The organism is Nocardia sp. NPDC051787, assembly GCF_040681325.1.
Classification (GTDB): domain Bacteria; phylum Actinomycetota; class Actinomycetes; order Mycobacteriales; family Mycobacteriaceae; genus Nocardia.
Window position 1 is genome coordinate 185,366 of record NZ_JBFAYO010000004.1, and the last position, 16,496, is coordinate 201,861.

Below are 16,496 nucleotides of genomic sequence, written 5' to 3' on the forward strand. Positions count from 1 at the left end.
CGGTGGCGAACAATTCGACTGTGGCCGTGAACAATTTCCACCAGGCCGAACTCCAGATCGTGTTTGGCGCGGATCACGCCGGTGTCGGTCTCGGTGACGGTCAGGTCGCCGCCGGTGTCGGCGGGCTGGGCGGCCGCACCGCGCTGCAGGATGAGCGTCGCCTGAAACAGCGGGCAGCTCGCGTCTTGCAGCAGACAGCGTTTCAACCGCTGGTTCGGCGTGTCGGGGTGGGCGAACGCGGCCAGTGCCACCCGGCGCACCTGGTCGAGCAGTTCATCCACGTCGGCGGCGCGGTCCAGACCAGCACGATGTCGTGCGGACCGAGCACGCACAGCCGTGCCCGCAGGGGAAGGCCCGCGGCCAGATCGAATTCGCGCGCGGCGAATTCCGCGATGCGCCGGGGCAGTTCGCCCTCCGTGACCGGGATGAGTTCGGGCCGCACAAGTGCCTCGGCCGCCGGGACGACCACCTGGGCCGGACCGGAAGCGGTCTCCGGATAGCGGGTGCGCAGCGGTTCGTGCCGGGCGACGACGTCACCGATCGCCGCGACGAGCGCCTCGGGTCGCAGCGCGGGTCCGGACAAGCGCACCGCACGAGCCACATTCCAGTCACTCGAATTTCCGGCCCGCGCGGCGTGCCACATCCGTTCCTGGGCGGGCGCCAGCGGCACGTGCGCCGGACGCGGACCGCGAGCAAGCAGCACCGGGCGCCGCGGCGGCGGAACAAGCCGAACGGCTGGTCGTGCGCCGCGTGCCAGGACGGGCAGGAAGCCGTCGCCGATCGGCTCGGACAAGATCCCCGCAGCGGAGTTGTTCACGCGCCGTTACCCTCCACCACAGAACCACTGATAGACCCGGGGACGGTAACCGGCTCGAGTAAACCTTCAGTTACCACACCGTGACCGCCGGGAATCGGTTTCGGCAAGCCCGTGGTGCGCGGGGCGGTGAGCGCCGCGCCGGGGCACGCCGCCAGGGCACTATCGTTGGGCCGTGCAGACAGGTCAGCAATCAGACGGAGACGGCGGCCCACGGATCTGGGGTGGAACGACGCTCACCGAGCGCAGAGAGGCGCGCCGGGCGGCGCTGCTGGAGGCCGCGCTCGATCTGATCGGCGAGTCGGGTGCGAGCGGCGTCACCATGCGCGCGGTGTGCCGCAAGGCGGGCCTCACCGACCGCTACTTCTACGAGAGCTTCACCGGCCGCGACGAGCTGCTCGACGTGCTCTACCGCCAAATCGCCGACGAATTCCTGCAGCCGATGACGGCCTTCGCCGCCACCGACGACCCGTCGCGGGACCGCGCCCTGTCGGAAATCCTGGTGGACAAGGTGCTGGCCGACCCGCGCAAGTCGCGGCTGTTCCTGGTCGAGCCCTACTCGAGCACCGGCCTCGGCCAGACCACCTTCGCGGTGATGCCGGTCTTCACCCGGGTCATGCAGGACCATCTGTTCGCCCACATCGATGACCCGGTCAAGCGCAGGCTGGCGGCGGTGACGATGGCCAGCGGCAACGCGGGCATGTTCTCCGCGTGGCTCAATGGGTCGTTGCGCGCTTCCCGGGAACAGATCATCGAGCACTGCGTCGCGACGCTCACCGCGTACCGCTCGCTCTACCGCTCCTGACGGCCCGCATCAGGCCCGCTGGTCTCCGGCGATCGCGCCGCCGGGACGGGCGGCTGATCTCCGGACCGGCCACGCCAGTAGACCAGGGTGTCCTTGGTCCGGATGGTCGCGGTGTGATTGGGCCCGAGGGCGCGCAACTCCGCGACGAGCAGCACCTCGAGTTCGGCGATCCCCCGGGGGAGATCGCCGTCGCGGGCGCGGCAGGCGGCGAGATCGTTGCGGGTATCCAAGGTGTCCGGATGATCGGGTCCGAGTACCCGCAGCCGGTCGGCGAGAAGTTTCTCCAGGTCGGCGATCGCGCCCGCGAGATCCCCGCTGTCGGCACGATAGGTGGCCAGCCGCCCGCGGGTCAGCAGGGTGTCGGGGTGCTCAGGCCCGAGCACCCGCAGCCGGTCGGCGAGCAAGCGGGTGAATTCCGCTCCCGCCCCGGCCAGGTCACCGCTGCGGGCCCGGAACGCGGCGAGGTTGTTGCGAGCGCCGAGCGTCTCGGGATGGTCGGGACCGAGGACGCGCAGATAGTCGGCCACCAGCTGTTCGAATTCGGCGCGGGCACCGGCGAGATCGCCACTGCCGGCTCGCCAGTACGCCAGGCTGTTGCGGGTACGCAGGGTGTCCGGATGATCCGGTCCCTGGACTCGGGCGCGGTCGGCGCGCAGCTGCTCGAAGAGGGCGATCGCCCCGGCGAAATCGCCGATGTCACCCCGATTGGACGCGAGATTGGTTCTGGTGCGCAGGGTTTCGGGATCGCCGGGTCCGAGCAGGCGGAGCTGGTCGGCGAGCAGCCGCTCGAACTCCGCGCCCGCGCCCGAGTGGTCGCCGCAGCGAGCGCGGTAGCTGGCCAGTCGGTCCCGGGTGTTCAACGTGTTCAGGTCGTCGGGGCCGAACACGCGCAGCCGGTCGGCGAGCAGCCGCTCGAAATCGCCGATGGCGCCGACCAGATCGCCGCTCTCGGCGCGGTGGTAGGCGCGCCGGTCCCGGGCGGTGAAGGTGTCGGGGTGATCGGGACCGAGCGCCTCGACGAAGTCGGGCAGCCACGCGGCCCACAGGTCACGATCGTCGGCCGATCTCCCGGTTTCCAGCTTCACCAGGAAGTCGATGGCCAAGGCGGAATCGCCGTAGGCCAGGCAGTGGCGCACCGCCGCGCCGCGCGCGTAGTCGGCGGCGCGGTCGCTGGGGGTGGACTGGATCGCCGCGACGAGCGCGCGGTGTGCGTCCGTGAGGGACACCCCGAGCCTGCGGCATTCCTCGTCCAAGGCGGGCAGGAACGCGCCGTGGCTCACACCGAGCGACTCGCGGACGGTACCGGGATGACCGCGGATGACCAGTGCTCCGAGATTCACGGCGATGTCGCGGATCCGTACGGTGTTGAGGTCCACACCCAACGACGCCAGTGCCGCGTCCAGCAACTCCAGCGGCAACACCGGGCCGACCCCAGCCGCCACCAGCACACCCAGCAGAGCTCCGGTCGCCCCGGCGGTTTCGGCAGCGAGCGGCCGCATCGCCGTCTCCAACCGCAGCGCGACGACGTGCTCGAGACCGATCCCGGCGGCGACGGCGCCGTCGGTCAACCGCCCGGCCACCTCCAGCAGGAGCCGCGCCAGCAACCAGCCGCCCGACACCACTCGCGAACCCCGCTTGTCCGTCGGCGTCTCGGCCAGCAACCGCTGGATCCAGCCGATCCAGTCGACCGGGCCGATCGGCGCCGTCCCACGCGCCGTCTCCACCACCGCGGCGATGTCGTCGGCGCCCGGTTCGGCGACCTCGATCCGGTACATATGCGCCAGCGCCGGGTCGTCCTCGACGCCGGTACCGGGCCGGATGCCGACGATCACGCGCACATGCCGCAGATCCTCCCGCCGGGTCAGATCGGCGATCGCGGCGACGAGCAGTCGCCTGGTCCCCTCCTGCGGCTGGTTGAGCCCGTCGAACACCAGGGTGACGCGGCGGCCTGCGGTGGATAGTCGCGTCAGCGGATGACGGACCATGATGTCGAAGATGTCGGACTCGTCCCTGGCCCGAGGGGTGCGCGCCGCCCGCGCCGCCTCCGCGAAGCCGGGCACGCGCGCACCGAGCTGCGCGGCCAGCTCCGCGGCGACCGACTCCACCGAACTGCTCACCGTCAGGAATACCGCGGCGGTGATGTATTCGGGGGTCACGGCGAGCCCGTCGACCAAGCTGGGGCGGATCAGCATGGCCAGCAGCGTCGATTTGCCCACCCCCGCCGGCCCCAGCACCGCCCGGAGCCGATAGCTGCCCGCGTCGACGATCGCGGCGAGACGCTCACGCACGTCGGGGGTCAGCAGCAGCCTTCTGGTCAGCTGGTCGACGAAGCCCGCGGCGGAGCGGCCGCTCACCGCGTCCCGGTGCCGGGCGGTGTTCGGTACCAGCCACAATCCCGGGTCGACGCCCTGCTCTGTCGATACCGCCCCGGAATTGAACGAAAGATGTTGCGGCTGTTGCTGTGCGCACTGCACCGCGATCGGGTCGACCAGGTCCGAGGGCAGCAGGTTCTCCCCGCGAAGCGGCAGCCCGGTGTCGAAGGTGGCCAGCATGGTTCTGGTGAAGCATCCGGAGAACGCCGGCCCGTCGGCCGAGGCGACCAGCAGCTCCATCCGCCCGCCCGCCTGCGCCAGCAGATCGGTCCACCGGCGCGCCGCGCCCCGCACGCCCTGCCCGGCCTCGCACGCGTCGACGAGCATGACCAGCCCGTCGAGCGCCGCGCGATCGAGCCGCTCCCTGATCTCCTGGGTGAGATGAAAAGCGTTGTGCGAGTTGGGCGCCGACGGAGAATCATGCCCGAGCAGGTAGAAGTCCTCCGCATTGGTCGCCACGCCGTGTCCGATGAAACCCACCAGCAGCGTGGCCTGGCGCTCCGACGCCGCCGCGAACGCGGCGTCCACCGCGGCGAACAGTTGCGCCGCAGTGGGATTCAGGATCGGTCCGTCGAGCTCGGTCGCCGACCGCCAACCGCCCACCTCGGTCAGACTCGTGTACAGCCCGGTGGCCAGTTCCTCGGTGAACCCCAGTTCCCCCAATGCCGCACATTCCGAACCCACCACCAGCGCGAGACGCCCTCCCATGCGAAAAACATACCTGCGCGGCCGCGGTATACCCGCGCCGGCATCGGGTCCGCCGGGTGCCTACTCGATATCGAAAGGTGCTGTGCGAGACGTAGGGTGACGGTTCGAGCGGCGGAAAAGGAGATCGTAGGATGACCGACCCGGTGGTGGGTTTGACGGGTACGCTCACATCGCCGATCCGGGACGCCGGGACGCTGGGTGAGGTTCTGGTCGCGATTCGAGGGGGAACCGAGCTGTACATCGCACAGGCCACCGAGCCGATCTCGGCGGGTTCGCCCGTGCTCGTCATCGCGGTCCATCCGGGGCGCATCGTCGATGTCGTCCCATGGATTCCGCTCGGCCCGGATCCGGCGGAAGCAACCTGAAACAGTAAGGGAGACAGACGTGCTGGGCTACCACGTGCCGGACCCGGACGAGGCGATGCTGGTCAGCGGCGGCAAGAGCCGCGACAACGCACCGTTCACAGTGATCATCGGACGCGGCGCCTGGGTGATTCCGCTGTTCCGCAAGGTGCGGTATCTGTCGCTGGCGATGTTCGAATCCGAGATCAAGGAGCGCTGCGTCACCAAGCAGGCGATCCAGCTGGACGTCCGCGCGGTGATCGCGTTCAAGGTCGCCAACGACACCCAGTCCATCGTCAACGCGGCGCAGCGGTTCCTCTCCGAGCAGGAGCGGGAGATGTCGGTGCTGACCGGACGGATCTTCTCCGGGCACCTGCGCTCGATCGTGGGGTCGATGACGGTCGAGGAGATCATCCGGGAGCGGCAGAGGCTGGCCGACGAAGTGCTCGTCGCCTCGAAAGTGGAAATGAGCAATATCGGCCTGTGGGTCGATTCCTTCCAGATCCAGTCCATCGACGACGGCAACCTCGGCTATATCGCCGCGCTGGCCGCGCCGCACAATGCCGCGGTGCAGCGGGACGCGCAGATCGCCCAGTCACAGGCCGCCCAGGTGGCGGCGCAGGCCGAACAGGAATCCCAGCGCAGGCAGGCGGAATATCAGCGCGAGACGGCGATTCTGCGCGCGCAGTACCAGCGCGATATCGACAAGGCGAACGCCGAAGCGGCGCAGGCCGGACCGCTCGCCGAGGCGATGGCACTGCAAGAGGTGCTCACCGCCCAGGCCGAGCAGGCGCGCAAAGAGGCGGAGCTGCGGGAACAGCAGTTGCAGGCCGAGGTCGTGAAACCCGCTCGGGCCGAAGCGGATCGGGTGCGTATCCTGGCCGAGGCGGAGGCCGACCGCACCCGGATCCAGGCCGCGGCGGCCGCGTCGAACAACCGGATCGCGCTGGACCAGTTGTTGATCGAACAACTTCCGGAAATCGTCAAGCAGGCGTCGCAGGGGTTGGCGAACGCGAATCTCACCGTGCTCAACGGACCCGATGGGGTCGGCGAACTCGTGAACGGAATGGTCGGTCAGGGACTGACCGTTTTCAATTCGTTGCAAAAGGCGCTTTCCTCCAACGACGAGGAAAAGGCGGGCTAAAGTGACCGGGTAGCGACGGCGACGAGGAGCGGGTGTTGGTGTCCATCGGGAAATTGGTGTCGTTCGACAGCTCTCGGGGATTCGGATTCATTCGGCCGGAAGATGGCGGACCGGACGTGTTCGTCCATGTCAACGACATCGGTCTGGACGAGGACGAGTTGCGTCAGGGGCGGGTGTTCGAATTCGAGGTGACCGAAGGCGACCGGGGGCCGAAGGCGGTCAATCTCAACGTCGTCGGCGGATCATCCGCCCCACCAGCCCGGCACAAGGCAAAGGACCGACCGGGTGCGGGACAGCTCACCGTCGCCGAACACAAACGTCTGATCACCGAGTTGCTGTTGGATGCCAGCCCCGCCCTCACCGCGGGCGAGATCCTCACCATCCGCGACCGGCTCACCGCGTTCGCCGACCAGCACGGGTGGCTGGAGAACTGAGCGGCGGCGTCCACGCCGGTGTCGGTGCGGCCCCCTACGATCGAGCCGAAACCAAGGCATACCGATGAGTTTGCTGTGTGTGCGACGTCGGTATGGGTGAGGATCGAACCCGAGGAGGATCGCGTGGACCTACCGGTGCTGCCACCCGTCCGGCCGATGCTGGCCAAATCCGCGTCCGCGGTACCGCGCGAGCCGGGCCTGAGCTACGAACCCAAGTGGGACGGCTTCCGCTGCATCGTGTTCCGCGACGGCGCCGAAGTCGAACTCGGTTCCCGCAATGACCGCCCGCTGACCAGGTACTTTCCCGAAGTCGCCGAGCTGCTGCGGCAGGCGCTGCCGGATCGGTGCGTGGTGGACGGCGAGATCGTGGTGGTCACCGAGCACGGCTTGGACTTCGACACCTTGCAGAACCGTCTGCACCCGGCCGCGTCCAGGGTCGCCAAACTCGCCAGGGAGACGCCCGCCAGTTTCGTCGCGTTCGACCTGCTCGCGCTCGGCGACAAGGACCTGACCGGCGAGCCGTTCGCCGAACGCAGGCGGCTGCTGGAGACGATCCTGGATACCGCGCTCGCCCGCGTGCACCTCACTCCGATCACCCATGACCCCGCTGTCGCCGAGGACTGGTTCACCCGGTTCGAGGGCGCCGGGTTCGACGGCGTCATGGTCAAGTCCGACGACCTGGCCTACCTGCAGGACAAGCGGGTGATGCTCAAGGTCAAGCACGAGCGCACCGCCGACTGCGTGGTGGCGGGCTTCCGCTGGCACAAGGACGGCGCCGGGGTCGGCTCGCTGCTGCTCGGCCTGTTCGACGACGAGGGCAACCTGCACCACGTCGGCGTGGCCAGCAGCTTCACCGCGGCGCGGCGCAAAGAGCTCGTCGAGGAACTCGCGCCGCTGCGGGCGAACGCGCTGGCGAACCACCCGTGGCGGGAATGGGCCGACGCCGCGGCGCAGGCCGCGGCCGAGGGCAAGATGCCCGGCGGGGTGAGTCGCTGGACCGGCGGCAAAGATCTGTCCTGGGAAGCGCTGCGACCGGAACTGGTCGCCGAGGTCCGCTACGAGCACGTCCAATCGGGCCGGCTGCGCCACGGCGGCAGGCTGGTGCGTTTCCGTACCGACCGCACCCCCGAGTCGTGCACCTACGCGCAGCTGGACGAAGTCGCGCCCGCGGAATTGAGCGCCCTGTTCGGCGAAGGCGCTGCGCGTGCGACGGAGCACTCGCTCGTGCCGGAACCGAGCGCCAGCGAGGTGGAGGCATGAGTGAGCGCAGCGAGCGAACAATCGACACAGCTGAGCACTCGCTCGTGCCGGAACCGAGCGCCAGCGAGGTGGAGGCATGAGTGAGTCGGTCGATATCGAGGTCGACGGCAGAACCGTCACGATCAGCAACCCGGGCAAGGTGTATTTCACCAAGCGCGGCGAAACGAAACTCGATCTGGTGCGTTACTACCATGCGGTCGCCGAACCGTTTCTGAACGTGGTCGGCGGACGGCCGCTGCTGCTGGAGCGTTATCCCGACGGGGCCTCGGGCAAATCCTGGTTCCAGAAGCGGGTGCCGAAATCCGCGCCGGAGTGGCTGCGCACCGTGGAGGTCTCCACGCCCAACGGCACCACCAGCGACGCGCTCGTCGCGCACGATCTCGCCCATATTCTGTGGGCGGTGAATCAGGGGTGTCTCGGATTCCATGTCTGGCCCAACCGCGCCGACAGTCTGGAGATCGCCGACGAGCTGCGCATCGACCTCGATCCTTCCCCGGGCATCGCGTTCGCCGATCTCCAACATGCCGCGGTGCGGACAAGGGAGTTGTTCGCCGAACTCGGCATCGAATCGCGGATCAAGACCTCCGGTTCGCGCGGATTACACATTTACGTCGCATTGGAACCGAAGTGGGACGGTTATCAGGTGCGGGCCGCCGCGGTCGCGCTGGCGCGGGAATTGGAGCGCCGATATCCGGAGGACATCACCGCGCAGTGGTGGAAAGAGGAGCGCGGGAATCGGGTGTTCGTCGATTTCAATCAGAACGCGCCGCACAAAACGGTTTTCGGCGCCTGGTGTGTCCGGCCCAAAGTCGGTGCGCAGGTGTCGACGCCGATCAGCTGGTCCGATCTGGATTCGGTGGTCCCCGACGATCTGACCATCGCCACCGTACCCGCACGCTACGCCGAATTCGGCGACCCGTGGGCCGACCGGACGCCGCAGTCGATCGCCCCGTTGCTGGAGATGTCCGAGCGGGACATGGCGGCGGGGCTCATGGACGCTCCCTGGCCGCCGCAGTATCCGAAGATGCCCAACGAGCCGCCTCGCGTGCAGCCGAGCCGGGCGAGGAAGGCCGAATAGCGACCGCTACTCGGTCCACAGGACCCAGGTGCCGCTGCGGCCGCTGACCTCGCACACCAGGGCGCGGCCGTCGGCGGTACGGCCGGTCTTCGGTCCCGATGCGTCGCACTTCGCCCCGGCCTGTTGCACGGCGGTCGCCACGGTGTGCGGACCGGACCACTGATAGCCGCTGGCGGTGGTGAGGCAGATCAGCGTGCTGCCGTCGGTGCCGCTGCCGATCTGGCCGAGTTGGGCCTCGGTGCACACCGAACCCTTGGTGACGGGCCCTTGGGCGGCTGTCGGCGGCGTGGTCGTCAGGGCGGGGCTCGGCGCGGCGGGCGTCGTCGTCGCCAACGGACGCTCCACGGTCGACGGCACCGAGGCGACGGGCGTCGGCCCGACAGCGGACGTGCGGTTCATCACATCCGGCAACCAGTTGCCCGACAGCAGCACGAATCCGGCCACCGCGGTGATCTCCGCGACCCCGAGCAGCAGCGCGAACATCGCCATGACGCGACCGCGGGGATGACTGAAGGCGATGAATCCGAATACGATGGCGACCGGGAACAGCCCGAGCAGCGCGGCGACCAGCGCGATGATCGCGTACGGATTGACGATCGGCGGAATCTCCACCCGGAGCCGCCCGGTCCGGCGGCGGCTCGGCGGCTGCTCCGGCCAGCGTTCGTCCTCGTCCTCCGGCCAGCGGCGGTCGGACTCCGGCTCCGACCAACGCTCCTCCGGTTGTGCCGCAGGCCAGCGATCCGTCTCACGCCGTTCCGCTCGTGTCATCCAGGTCCCTCTCCACACCAACACACCGCGCAGGAACCTCGAACTGTCCGGACCCGCCCCGATATACCGACACAGAATAGGGTGCCCAGCGCCAAAAGTTGATCCGAAGTATGCAATATCCGTGCGGGTAACCGCCCGGCCACGGGCTCATCGTCTGCGGTCCACCTTCGGCAGCGACTCGGTGACCAGCGTCAGCAGCATGTCGCACAGCAGCTCGTGCACCTGCTCGCGGGTGAGCGTGCCCCGGGTGATCCATTCCCGGCCCGCGACCTTGACCAGGCCGCCGTACGCGCGGACCATCGCGCGCAATTCGGCGCCGTGTGCCGAGTCGGCGAGCCCCACCATCAGCAGCAGGCGTTCGGCTGCCGCGTCGTCGGCGGCGTCCAGGATCTGCTGCACCTCGGGGTCATCGCCGACGCCCTCGTGGCTGGTCACCTTCACCCAAGTGCTGCCGTGCTCGGCGATGGTGTCCAGCAGCCAGTGCACACTGGCGTCGACGCGTTCGCGTGCGGTGCCGGTGGGCACGATCATGTCGTCGAGCTTGGGCAGCGTCACCATCCGCCGCACCACCGCGAGATAGAGGTCGCGCTTGTTGCCGAAATAGTGGTTGATCAGGCCGCGGGCCACCCCGGCCCGCTGCGCCAGCTCGGCGGTGGACACGGCCGCGTACGGCCGCTCGCCGAACATGTCGATCGCACAGGCGAGAATCTGCGCGCGCCGCTCGTCGGGTTCGAGCCTACGGCGGCGCGGTAGCGCCGGGTCGGCGCTACTGCTGGTTTCAGAGAGACCGCGCAATGAGATCCTTCATCACCTCGTTGCTGCCCGCGAGGATGCGCAGGACGCGGGCGCCGGTGTAGAGCTGCGAAATCGGATACTCCGTCATATAGCCGTAGCCGCCGAACAGTTGCAGGCAGCGGTCAACCACGATACCGAGCTGATCGGTCAACCAGTACTTCGACATGGCAGCGGTGGAAACGTCGAGATCGCCGCGCAGGTGCCTGCTGATGCAATCGTCCAGGAAGGTGCGGGAGACCTTGGCGATGGTCGCGCACTCCGCGAGTTCGAACTTGGTGTTCTGCATCGCGAACAGTGGTTTGCCGAACGCCTCGCGGCCCTTGGTGTACTCGACGGTGAGCTGCACGGCTTTCTCCATCATGGCCACCGCGATGATCGCGGTGACCAAGCGCTCCTGCGCGAGCAGCCGCATCATCTGATAGAAGCCCTGACCCTCGACTCCCCCGAGCAGGTTGGTCGCTGGCACCCGCAGGCCGTCGAAGAACAACTCGGCGGTGTCCTGGGCCTTGCCCCCGATCTTGTTCAGGATGCGTCCGCGGGTGAAGCCCGGGGTGTGGTCGCCGACTTCGGCGAAGATCAACGAGACCCCCGCCGCGCCCTTGGCCGGGTCGGTCTTGGCGGCGATGACGATGCCGTCGCAGAGCCAGCCGTTGGTGATGAAGATCTTCGAACCGGTGATCACGTATTCGTCGCCGTCCCGCACCGCGCGGGTCTTGATGTTCTGCAGGTCCGATCCGGTGCTCGGCTCGGTCATGCCGATGGCAAGGACCATGTCGCCGCTGGCGGCCTTGGGCAGCACGCGCCGCTTGAGTTCTTCGGAGCCGAACTCGTCGAGGTAGGGCGCGATGATCGAGCTGTGCACGGGGATGCCCATCGAACCGTCACCCGCGCGCGCCTGCTCCTCGATGATCGCGGCCTCGTGGGCGAACGTGCCGCCGCCACCGCCGTACTCGGCCGGGATCGCCGGGCACAGGAGCCCGAGTTCGCCCGCCCGGTTGTACAGCGCGCGGTCCGGGTGCCCCTGCGCGACGAACTTCTCCTCGTGGGGGACGACCTCCTTCTCGAAGAAGGTTCTCGCCAGGTCTCGTACCGCCTCGACCTCGTCGTCACTCCACGCCGCGCGTTTCATCGCCCGATCCTTTGCTCGCTCCGGTCCGGCCCCGTCGCCGGTTCCGCCCTCAGATTCCCGGACTATTGGCGAGTTGTCAACAAGCGTGGCGTTCTTCGTTCGGTCCGTCCGCCACGTCATCCGGGCGCGGGCAGCCGTATCCCCGTGAGCTGCGCCATATTCGGCATCGCACGTCTCCCCTGCCCGGTCGATTCTTCGTACTCTCCGTATGGCATTACTGACGTGGTGCACGACGGCGACGTGCCCTTGGAATCGGTACGAACGAGGCAGGACATGACCGAACCGCTCGACACCACCGAAGCGCCCCGCCCCGACCGCGTCTGGACGGTCGCCCGGGACGGCGCCGATCTCGCCGTCTTCGAATGGGGCGATCCTGCCGCCGAACCCCTGGTGCTGGTGCACGGTCTCACCGATACCCATCGCACCTGGGCCACGGTTGCGGCGCTGCTGGCCGACGGTTTCCGCGTGATCGGCTACGACGTCCGCGGACACGGCCGTTCGGCCGGGCGCGGACTGCTCTCGGAGTATCGCCTCGACCGGCTGGCGGAGGACTTCTTCGCGGTGATCGATGCCGCCAGCCCGCGCCGGCCCGTGCACATCTGCGGCCACGGCTGGGGCGCGGTGCAACTGTGGGAGGCGGTCTGCGACGACCGGGCCAACACCCGCGTCGCGTCGTTCACCGCGATCTCCGGCCCGAATCTCGACCACCTCGGCCTGTGGTTGCGCGCCTTGGCGCCGCGTGCCCGCCGGGAGCTCGGCGACCTGGGCTGGTGGTTGCGCGGGGCACGGTGGGCGCTCACGCCCGGCGCGATCGCCCGCAGGCTCTACCCACCGCGCGTCCGTGGCCTGCTGGTGCGGCGGCTCGGCGGTATCTCGCCGGTGCCGGCGCGCCTCGCGCGCACGTGGCCGGCGGATCTCGTCGCTGGTGCACGGATCGCGCAGGTCAACCTCACGCATCACCTGAGGGAGCCGCGGGTGCGGCGCACCGCCGTTCCGGTGCAGTTGCTGGTGGACACCACCGATCCGTTCGTCCCGGCCGCGGTCTACGACGCCTCCGCGCGCTGGGTCGACCAGGTGTGGCGCCGCGCCGTCCCGGCCGATCATTGGCTGCCGGTCACCGAACCGCTGCTGGTCGCCGAGGCGATCGCCAACTTCGTCGACGACTTGCGCGCCGACCGCGCGGCGATCAGCCCGCGGCGCAGCAGCTGATCGCAACCGGAGAGCTACCCCGCGGGCGGGTTTGCGACAATGGGCCGGTCGCTTGCCCCAGCTCACTGAAGGATGTCCCCCGCCGCGATGGCCGAAAGCATGATCGATCCCGAGGACCTCGCGACCTGCCTGCGCGTCCTGGAGCAGGCCGGATCATTGGACAAGGATCATCCCGACTCGGTGTCGGTGCAGCGCGCGGTCGGGCACATGTTCAAGAAGCTCAAGCAGCGGCGCAGGTCCGCAGCGCGCGAGTCGGTGTCGGCCGCCGACCGGGCGGTGGTCGCGGCCACCGCGACCGGCTCGCCGAACCGGATCGATGACGAGACCGCGGGCATCCCGATCAGCTCGACCACGACCGGTGCCAGCGCGGGCACGCTGATCCGTCCGCGCCCCTGCTACATCTGTAAGCAGCGCTACACCCGGGTCGACGCGTTCTATCACCAGCTGTGCCCCGATTGCGCCGCGAACAGCCACGCCAAGCGCGATGCCTGCACCGATCTCACCGGGCGCCGCGCGCTACTCACCGGCGGCCGCGCCAAGATCGGCATGTACATCGCACTGCGACTGCTGCGCGACGGCGCGCACACCACCATCACCACCCGCTTCCCCAACGACGCCATCCGGCGTTTCACCGCGATGGACGACAGCGCGGACTGGCTGCACCGCCTGCGCATCGTCGGCATCGATCTGCGCGACCCGGCCCAGGTCGTCGCGCTGGCCGACGATGTCGCCGCGCAGGGGCCGTTGGACATCCTGATCAACAACGCAGCGCAAACCGTGCGCCGCTCTGCCGGGGCCTACAGCGCGCTGGTCGAAGCCGAGTCCGGACCGCTGCCCGCGGGCACGCTGCCGGACGTGGTGAGTTTCGGCAAGACCATGCAGGCCCACCCCAGCGCTCTGACGGCCTCGCTGACTCCGGCGTTGTCGGCCGCCGATGTCGCCGAGCTGGCACTGGTCGCCGGATCGGCAACGCCGGAGCGCATTTCGCGCGGCGTCGCGATCGATGCGGGTGGCCTGGTGCCGGACCTCGCGCACACCAACAGCTGGGTGCAGACCGTCGCCGAGGTGGATCCCACCGAACTGCTCGAAGTGCAGTTGTGCAACTCGGTCGCGCCGTTCATCCTGGTCTCCCGCCTGCGGCCGGCGATGGCCGCCGCGGCCGCGCGGCGCAAGTACGTCGTCAACGTGTCGGCCATGGAGGGGCAGTTCTCCCGCGCCTACAAAGGGCCGGGACATCCGCACACCAATATGGCCAAGGCCGCGCTGAACATGTTGACCCGCACCAGCGCTCGGGAGATGTTCGAGCAAGACGGCATCCTGATGACCGCCGTCGACACCGGCTGGATCACCGACGAACGCCCGCACTACACGAAAATCCGCCTCGCCGAGGAAGGGTTCCACGCGCCGCTGGACCTGGTCGACGGCGCGGCGCGCGTCTACGACCCGATCGTGCAGGGCGAGAACGGCACCGACCTGTACGGCTGCTTCCTCAAGGACTACCAGCCATCCCCTTGGTAGAACCGGTTGCGCCCGCAGTCGTGGGACCGTCGATTCCCGGCGAGGGATACCCTGGAGGCGTGCTGTACCGGCTGCTGGCCGACGCCACGGCCGCCACGCATTTCGCCTTCGTGGCCTACGTGGTGGTCGGCGGATTCCTTGCGTGGCGCTTTCCGCGCACCATCTGGCTGCACGTCGTCACGGCCGGGTGGGGATTCAGCACGATCGTATTCGGGCTCGAATGCCCGCTGACCCATGTGGAGAACTGGGCGCGCGAGCGCGCGGGCCTGGTCCGGCTGCCGTCGAGCGGATTCATCGACCACTACATCACGGGCGTGCTCTACCCCGAGGACGCCCTCGGGCTGGTGCGGTTGCTGGCCGCCGTGCTGGTCGCGGCCTCCTGGATCGGCTACGTATCGATCCGGTGGCAGCGGTCGGCCGCCGTCCGGCTGAACCATCCGCACTGAGAAGTCCGCCGCTCCTTCAGGCGTGCGCGAGACGGCGCGCGACGAAGTCGGCGACCGCCACGGTGCGCTCGTCGAGATAGAAATGCCCGCCGGGAAACGTCGCCCGATCGAAGCCACCGCTGGTGTGCGCCCGCCATTCGTCGGCCTGCTCCGGCCGCATCGTCGGGTCCTCGGTGCTGACCAGTGCCGCGATATCGGCGCGCAGCGGATCGCCCGGCTGATAGCGATAGGTCTCCACCGCCTGGTAATCGGCACGGACCGCCGGCAGGACCAGGTCGGCGAGACCGGGTTCCGCGCGCAGCATCTCGAGTGGCGCGGGATCGGCGGCCAACCGGATCAGGTCGCCGATGAGTTCGTCGTCGGAGGCCAGGTGCAATCGCCGCGTCTCCTCGAACGTCGGCGCCGGACGGCCGGAGACGAACAGCGTGGCGACCGGCTGCCCGCCGCGTTCGAGCCTGCGCGCGGTCTCGAACGCCACCGTCGCGCCCATGCTGTGCCCGAACAACGACAGCCGGTCGATCACTCCCTGCGCCAGCACTTCCGCGGCGATCCGGTCGGCGAGCACGCCGAGTTCGGTGATCGGTTCCTCGCCCAACCGGTCCTGCCGCCCCGGGTACTGCACGGCGTGCACCGCCACGCCCGTACCGAATCGCAGTGCCAGATTCCGATACGCCGTGGCCGGTCCGCCGCCGGCTGGGAAGCACAGCAGACGGTGATTCACGACCGTCTCGGATCGCAAAGTCCGCAACCACTCCGAATCGGTGAAAGTTCCAGCCAACGTTCGGCCTCCTTGCCCGTCGTCCGTTCCGGCGTCACCCTGAACCAGCTCACGGTAGCCGTCCGGCGGCGTTCCCGGTCGCGCGGCACCGATACCGCTTCCGGCCGCAGAACCGCGGGATCGCTGTCGAGCGCGTCAGCTTCATATCGGCGGTGGTCCGCTCCTACGCTGCACCTCACCGGCGCCCAGTGCAGGGAACCAGCGGGCGAATTCATCCGCGCCCGCGGCGCCGATGTCCTCGGCCGCGGACTGCACGTTGTCGCGTGCCGGACCGGACGGATCAGGCGTCGCCGCGGCTGGTCCGCGCCAGTCGTCGTTCGAGTTCGGCGATCCGCTGCCGGTAGTCGTCCAATTCGCTGAGCCGAGAATCCATTTCGTGGGTCAGCTGGGCGATGCGCCCGAGATAGCGATGCGCAGGGCGATCGGCCCAGTAGTCGCCTGCGCGTCCGTATTCCACCGCACGATCGACGTCGCCCGCGGGAACCCCGGCCGCGATGGCATCCGCGGTGGCCGCCGCGAGCGCCGCCTCGAGCTGCTCCACGCGCAGCCGGTTGGCCTGGTCATGGCCTTTCCTCCCGCCGAGCGCGGCGCGTTCGGCGGCGAGATCCTGGATTTCCCGCAGATACCCGGCGTTCTGGGCATCCTGCACCGCCATCAGTTCGTAGTCGTGTTTGATCGGCGCTCGGCGAACCCGGTCGGGGATCAGTGCGGAACGCGGCTGCATATCGTTGCCGAAAGCCGGGGTCCTCTCCCGCCCAGGGGGGTTCCTTATGATCCTCGTCGTCGGGACTGCGTGCTCCGCACTGCCGGCATGGGCGTTCGTCATCGTCGCTCGACCTCACATATCGGTGCCGCGTGGTGTTGCGGTGCGGCCAGTCATGCTCTAGCCCTATGTCC

16 protein-coding genes are annotated in these 16,496 nt (G+C 68.9%); 9 read left to right on the forward strand and 7 right to left on the reverse strand.

Features of this window, described 5'->3' with window-relative positions; all coding sequences use genetic code 11:
• Window positions 1–202: 202 nt before the first annotated feature.
• Window positions 203–817 carry a condensation domain-containing protein gene (locus AB0M45_RS06065; RefSeq protein ID WP_364323430.1) on the reverse strand — a complete coding sequence of 205 codons (615 nt, stop codon included), beginning with the start codon at window positions 815–817 and terminating at the stop codon, window positions 203–205.
• A 172-nt stretch (window positions 818–989) separates the two neighbouring features.
• On the opposite strand from AB0M45_RS06065, the gene AB0M45_RS06070 reads away from it, so the two are divergent.
• The gene (locus AB0M45_RS06070; RefSeq protein ID WP_364323432.1) at window positions 990–1,619 is read left to right on the forward strand and encodes a TetR/AcrR family transcriptional regulator; all 630 of its coding nucleotides are present in this window, start codon (window positions 990–992) and stop codon (window positions 1,617–1,619) included.
• Here AB0M45_RS06070 and AB0M45_RS06075 read toward each other — a convergent pair.
• On the reverse strand, window positions 1,607–4,699 hold the full coding sequence (locus tag AB0M45_RS06075) for a tetratricopeptide repeat protein (protein WP_364323434.1): 3,093 nt from the start codon (window positions 4,697–4,699) through the stop codon (window positions 1,607–1,609). The two genes, AB0M45_RS06070 and AB0M45_RS06075, sit on opposite strands and share 13 nt — an antisense overlap.
• Window positions 4,700–4,830: 131 nt before the next feature.
• Here AB0M45_RS06075 and AB0M45_RS06080 point away from each other — a divergent pair, with 131 nt between their 5' ends.
• From AB0M45_RS06080 to ligD, 5 genes are all read left to right on the forward strand, one after another.
• The gene (locus AB0M45_RS06080; RefSeq protein ID WP_364323436.1) at window positions 4,831–5,064 is read left to right on the forward strand and encodes a hypothetical protein; all 234 of its coding nucleotides are present in this window, start codon (window positions 4,831–4,833) and stop codon (window positions 5,062–5,064) included.
• A gap of 19 nt (window positions 5,065–5,083) precedes the next feature.
• Window positions 5,084–6,184, forward strand: a complete 1,101-nt coding sequence (locus AB0M45_RS06085; RefSeq protein ID WP_364323438.1) for an SPFH domain-containing protein — start codon at window positions 5,084–5,086, stop codon at window positions 6,182–6,184.
• 32 nt (window positions 6,185–6,216) lie between these two features.
• Complete coding sequence (locus AB0M45_RS06090; RefSeq protein ID WP_364323440.1) at window positions 6,217–6,618, forward strand: cold shock domain-containing protein; 402 nt, start codon at window positions 6,217–6,219, stop codon at window positions 6,616–6,618.
• A 123-nt stretch (window positions 6,619–6,741) separates the two neighbouring features.
• Complete coding sequence (locus AB0M45_RS06095; protein ID WP_364323442.1) at window positions 6,742–7,878, forward strand: ATP-dependent DNA ligase; 1,137 nt, start codon at window positions 6,742–6,744, stop codon at window positions 7,876–7,878.
• Window positions 7,879–7,954: 76 nt separating this feature from the next.
• Window positions 7,955–8,956, forward strand: a complete 1,002-nt coding sequence (gene ligD, locus AB0M45_RS06100) for a non-homologous end-joining DNA ligase (RefSeq protein WP_364323444.1) — start codon at window positions 7,955–7,957, stop codon at window positions 8,954–8,956.
• Window positions 8,957–8,962: 6 nt separating this feature from the next.
• Here the strand turns inward: ligD and AB0M45_RS06105 are convergent, their stop codons facing one another.
• The 3 genes from AB0M45_RS06105 to AB0M45_RS06115 form a co-directional block, all read right to left on the reverse strand.
• On the reverse strand, window positions 8,963–9,724 hold the full coding sequence (locus AB0M45_RS06105) for a DUF4190 domain-containing protein (protein WP_364323446.1): 762 nt from the start codon (window positions 9,722–9,724) through the stop codon (window positions 8,963–8,965).
• A 147-nt stretch (window positions 9,725–9,871) separates the two neighbouring features.
• Window positions 9,872–10,519, reverse strand: coding sequence for a helix-turn-helix domain-containing protein (locus tag AB0M45_RS06110; protein ID WP_364323448.1), 648 nt, complete (start codon window positions 10,517–10,519; stop codon window positions 9,872–9,874).
• Window positions 10,503–11,648 (reverse strand): acyl-CoA dehydrogenase family protein, encoded by a 1,146-nt coding sequence (locus AB0M45_RS06115; protein WP_364323450.1) that lies wholly within the window; start codon window positions 11,646–11,648, stop codon window positions 10,503–10,505. The genes AB0M45_RS06110 and AB0M45_RS06115 overlap by 17 nt, the downstream gene beginning before the upstream one ends.
• Window positions 11,649–11,921: 273 nt before the next feature.
• Here AB0M45_RS06115 and AB0M45_RS06120 point away from each other — a divergent pair, with 273 nt between their 5' ends.
• The 3 genes from AB0M45_RS06120 (at window position 11,922) to AB0M45_RS06130 (ending at window position 14,821) form a co-directional block, all read left to right on the forward strand.
• Complete coding sequence (locus tag AB0M45_RS06120; protein WP_364323452.1) at window positions 11,922–12,857, forward strand: alpha/beta fold hydrolase; 936 nt, start codon at window positions 11,922–11,924, stop codon at window positions 12,855–12,857.
• A gap of 87 nt (window positions 12,858–12,944) precedes the next feature.
• Window positions 12,945–14,375: an SDR family NAD(P)-dependent oxidoreductase gene (locus AB0M45_RS06125; protein WP_364323454.1), complete on the forward strand. Its 1,431-nt coding sequence runs from the start codon at window positions 12,945–12,947 to the stop codon at window positions 14,373–14,375.
• Window positions 14,376–14,434: 59 nt separating this feature from the next.
• On the forward strand, window positions 14,435–14,821 hold the full coding sequence (locus AB0M45_RS06130) for a DUF2784 domain-containing protein (protein ID WP_364323456.1): 387 nt from the start codon (window positions 14,435–14,437) through the stop codon (window positions 14,819–14,821).
• 16 nt (window positions 14,822–14,837) lie between these two features.
• On the opposite strand, the gene AB0M45_RS06135 is transcribed toward AB0M45_RS06130, so the two are convergent.
• The gene (locus AB0M45_RS06135) at window positions 14,838–15,599 is read right to left on the reverse strand and encodes an alpha/beta fold hydrolase (protein WP_364323458.1); all 762 of its coding nucleotides are present in this window, start codon (window positions 15,597–15,599) and stop codon (window positions 14,838–14,840) included.
• 280 nt (window positions 15,600–15,879) lie between these two features.
• Window positions 15,880–16,323 (reverse strand): hypothetical protein, encoded by a 444-nt coding sequence (locus tag AB0M45_RS06140; protein WP_364323460.1) that lies wholly within the window; start codon window positions 16,321–16,323, stop codon window positions 15,880–15,882.
• Window positions 16,324–16,496: the final 173 nt, after the last annotated feature.

What these genes read in the sequence shown, in the direction of transcription:
- AB0M45_RS06140 (WP_364323460.1), bottom strand. Translation starts at nt 16,323, where the DNA reads ATGCAGCCGCGTTCCGCACTGATCCCCGACCGGGTTCGCCGAGCGCCG.
- AB0M45_RS06080 (WP_364323436.1), top strand. Translation starts at nt 4,831, where the DNA reads ATGACCGACCCGGTGGTGGGTTTGACGGGTACGCTCACATCGCCGATC.
- AB0M45_RS06115 (WP_364323450.1), bottom strand. Translation starts at nt 11,648, where the DNA reads ATGAAACGCGCGGCGTGGAGTGACGACGAGGTCGAGGCGGTACGAGAC.
- AB0M45_RS06120 (WP_364323452.1), top strand. Translation starts at nt 11,922, where the DNA reads ATGACCGAACCGCTCGACACCACCGAAGCGCCCCGCCCCGACCGCGTC.
- AB0M45_RS06125 (WP_364323454.1), top strand. Translation starts at nt 12,945, where the DNA reads ATGGCCGAAAGCATGATCGATCCCGAGGACCTCGCGACCTGCCTGCGC.
- AB0M45_RS06075 (WP_364323434.1), bottom strand. Translation starts at nt 4,699, where the DNA reads ATGGGAGGGCGTCTCGCGCTGGTGGTGGGTTCGGAATGTGCGGCATTG.
- ligD (WP_364323444.1), top strand. Translation starts at nt 7,955, where the DNA reads ATGAGTGAGTCGGTCGATATCGAGGTCGACGGCAGAACCGTCACGATC.
- AB0M45_RS06105 (WP_364323446.1), bottom strand. Translation starts at nt 9,724, where the DNA reads ATGACACGAGCGGAACGGCGTGAGACGGATCGCTGGCCTGCGGCACAA.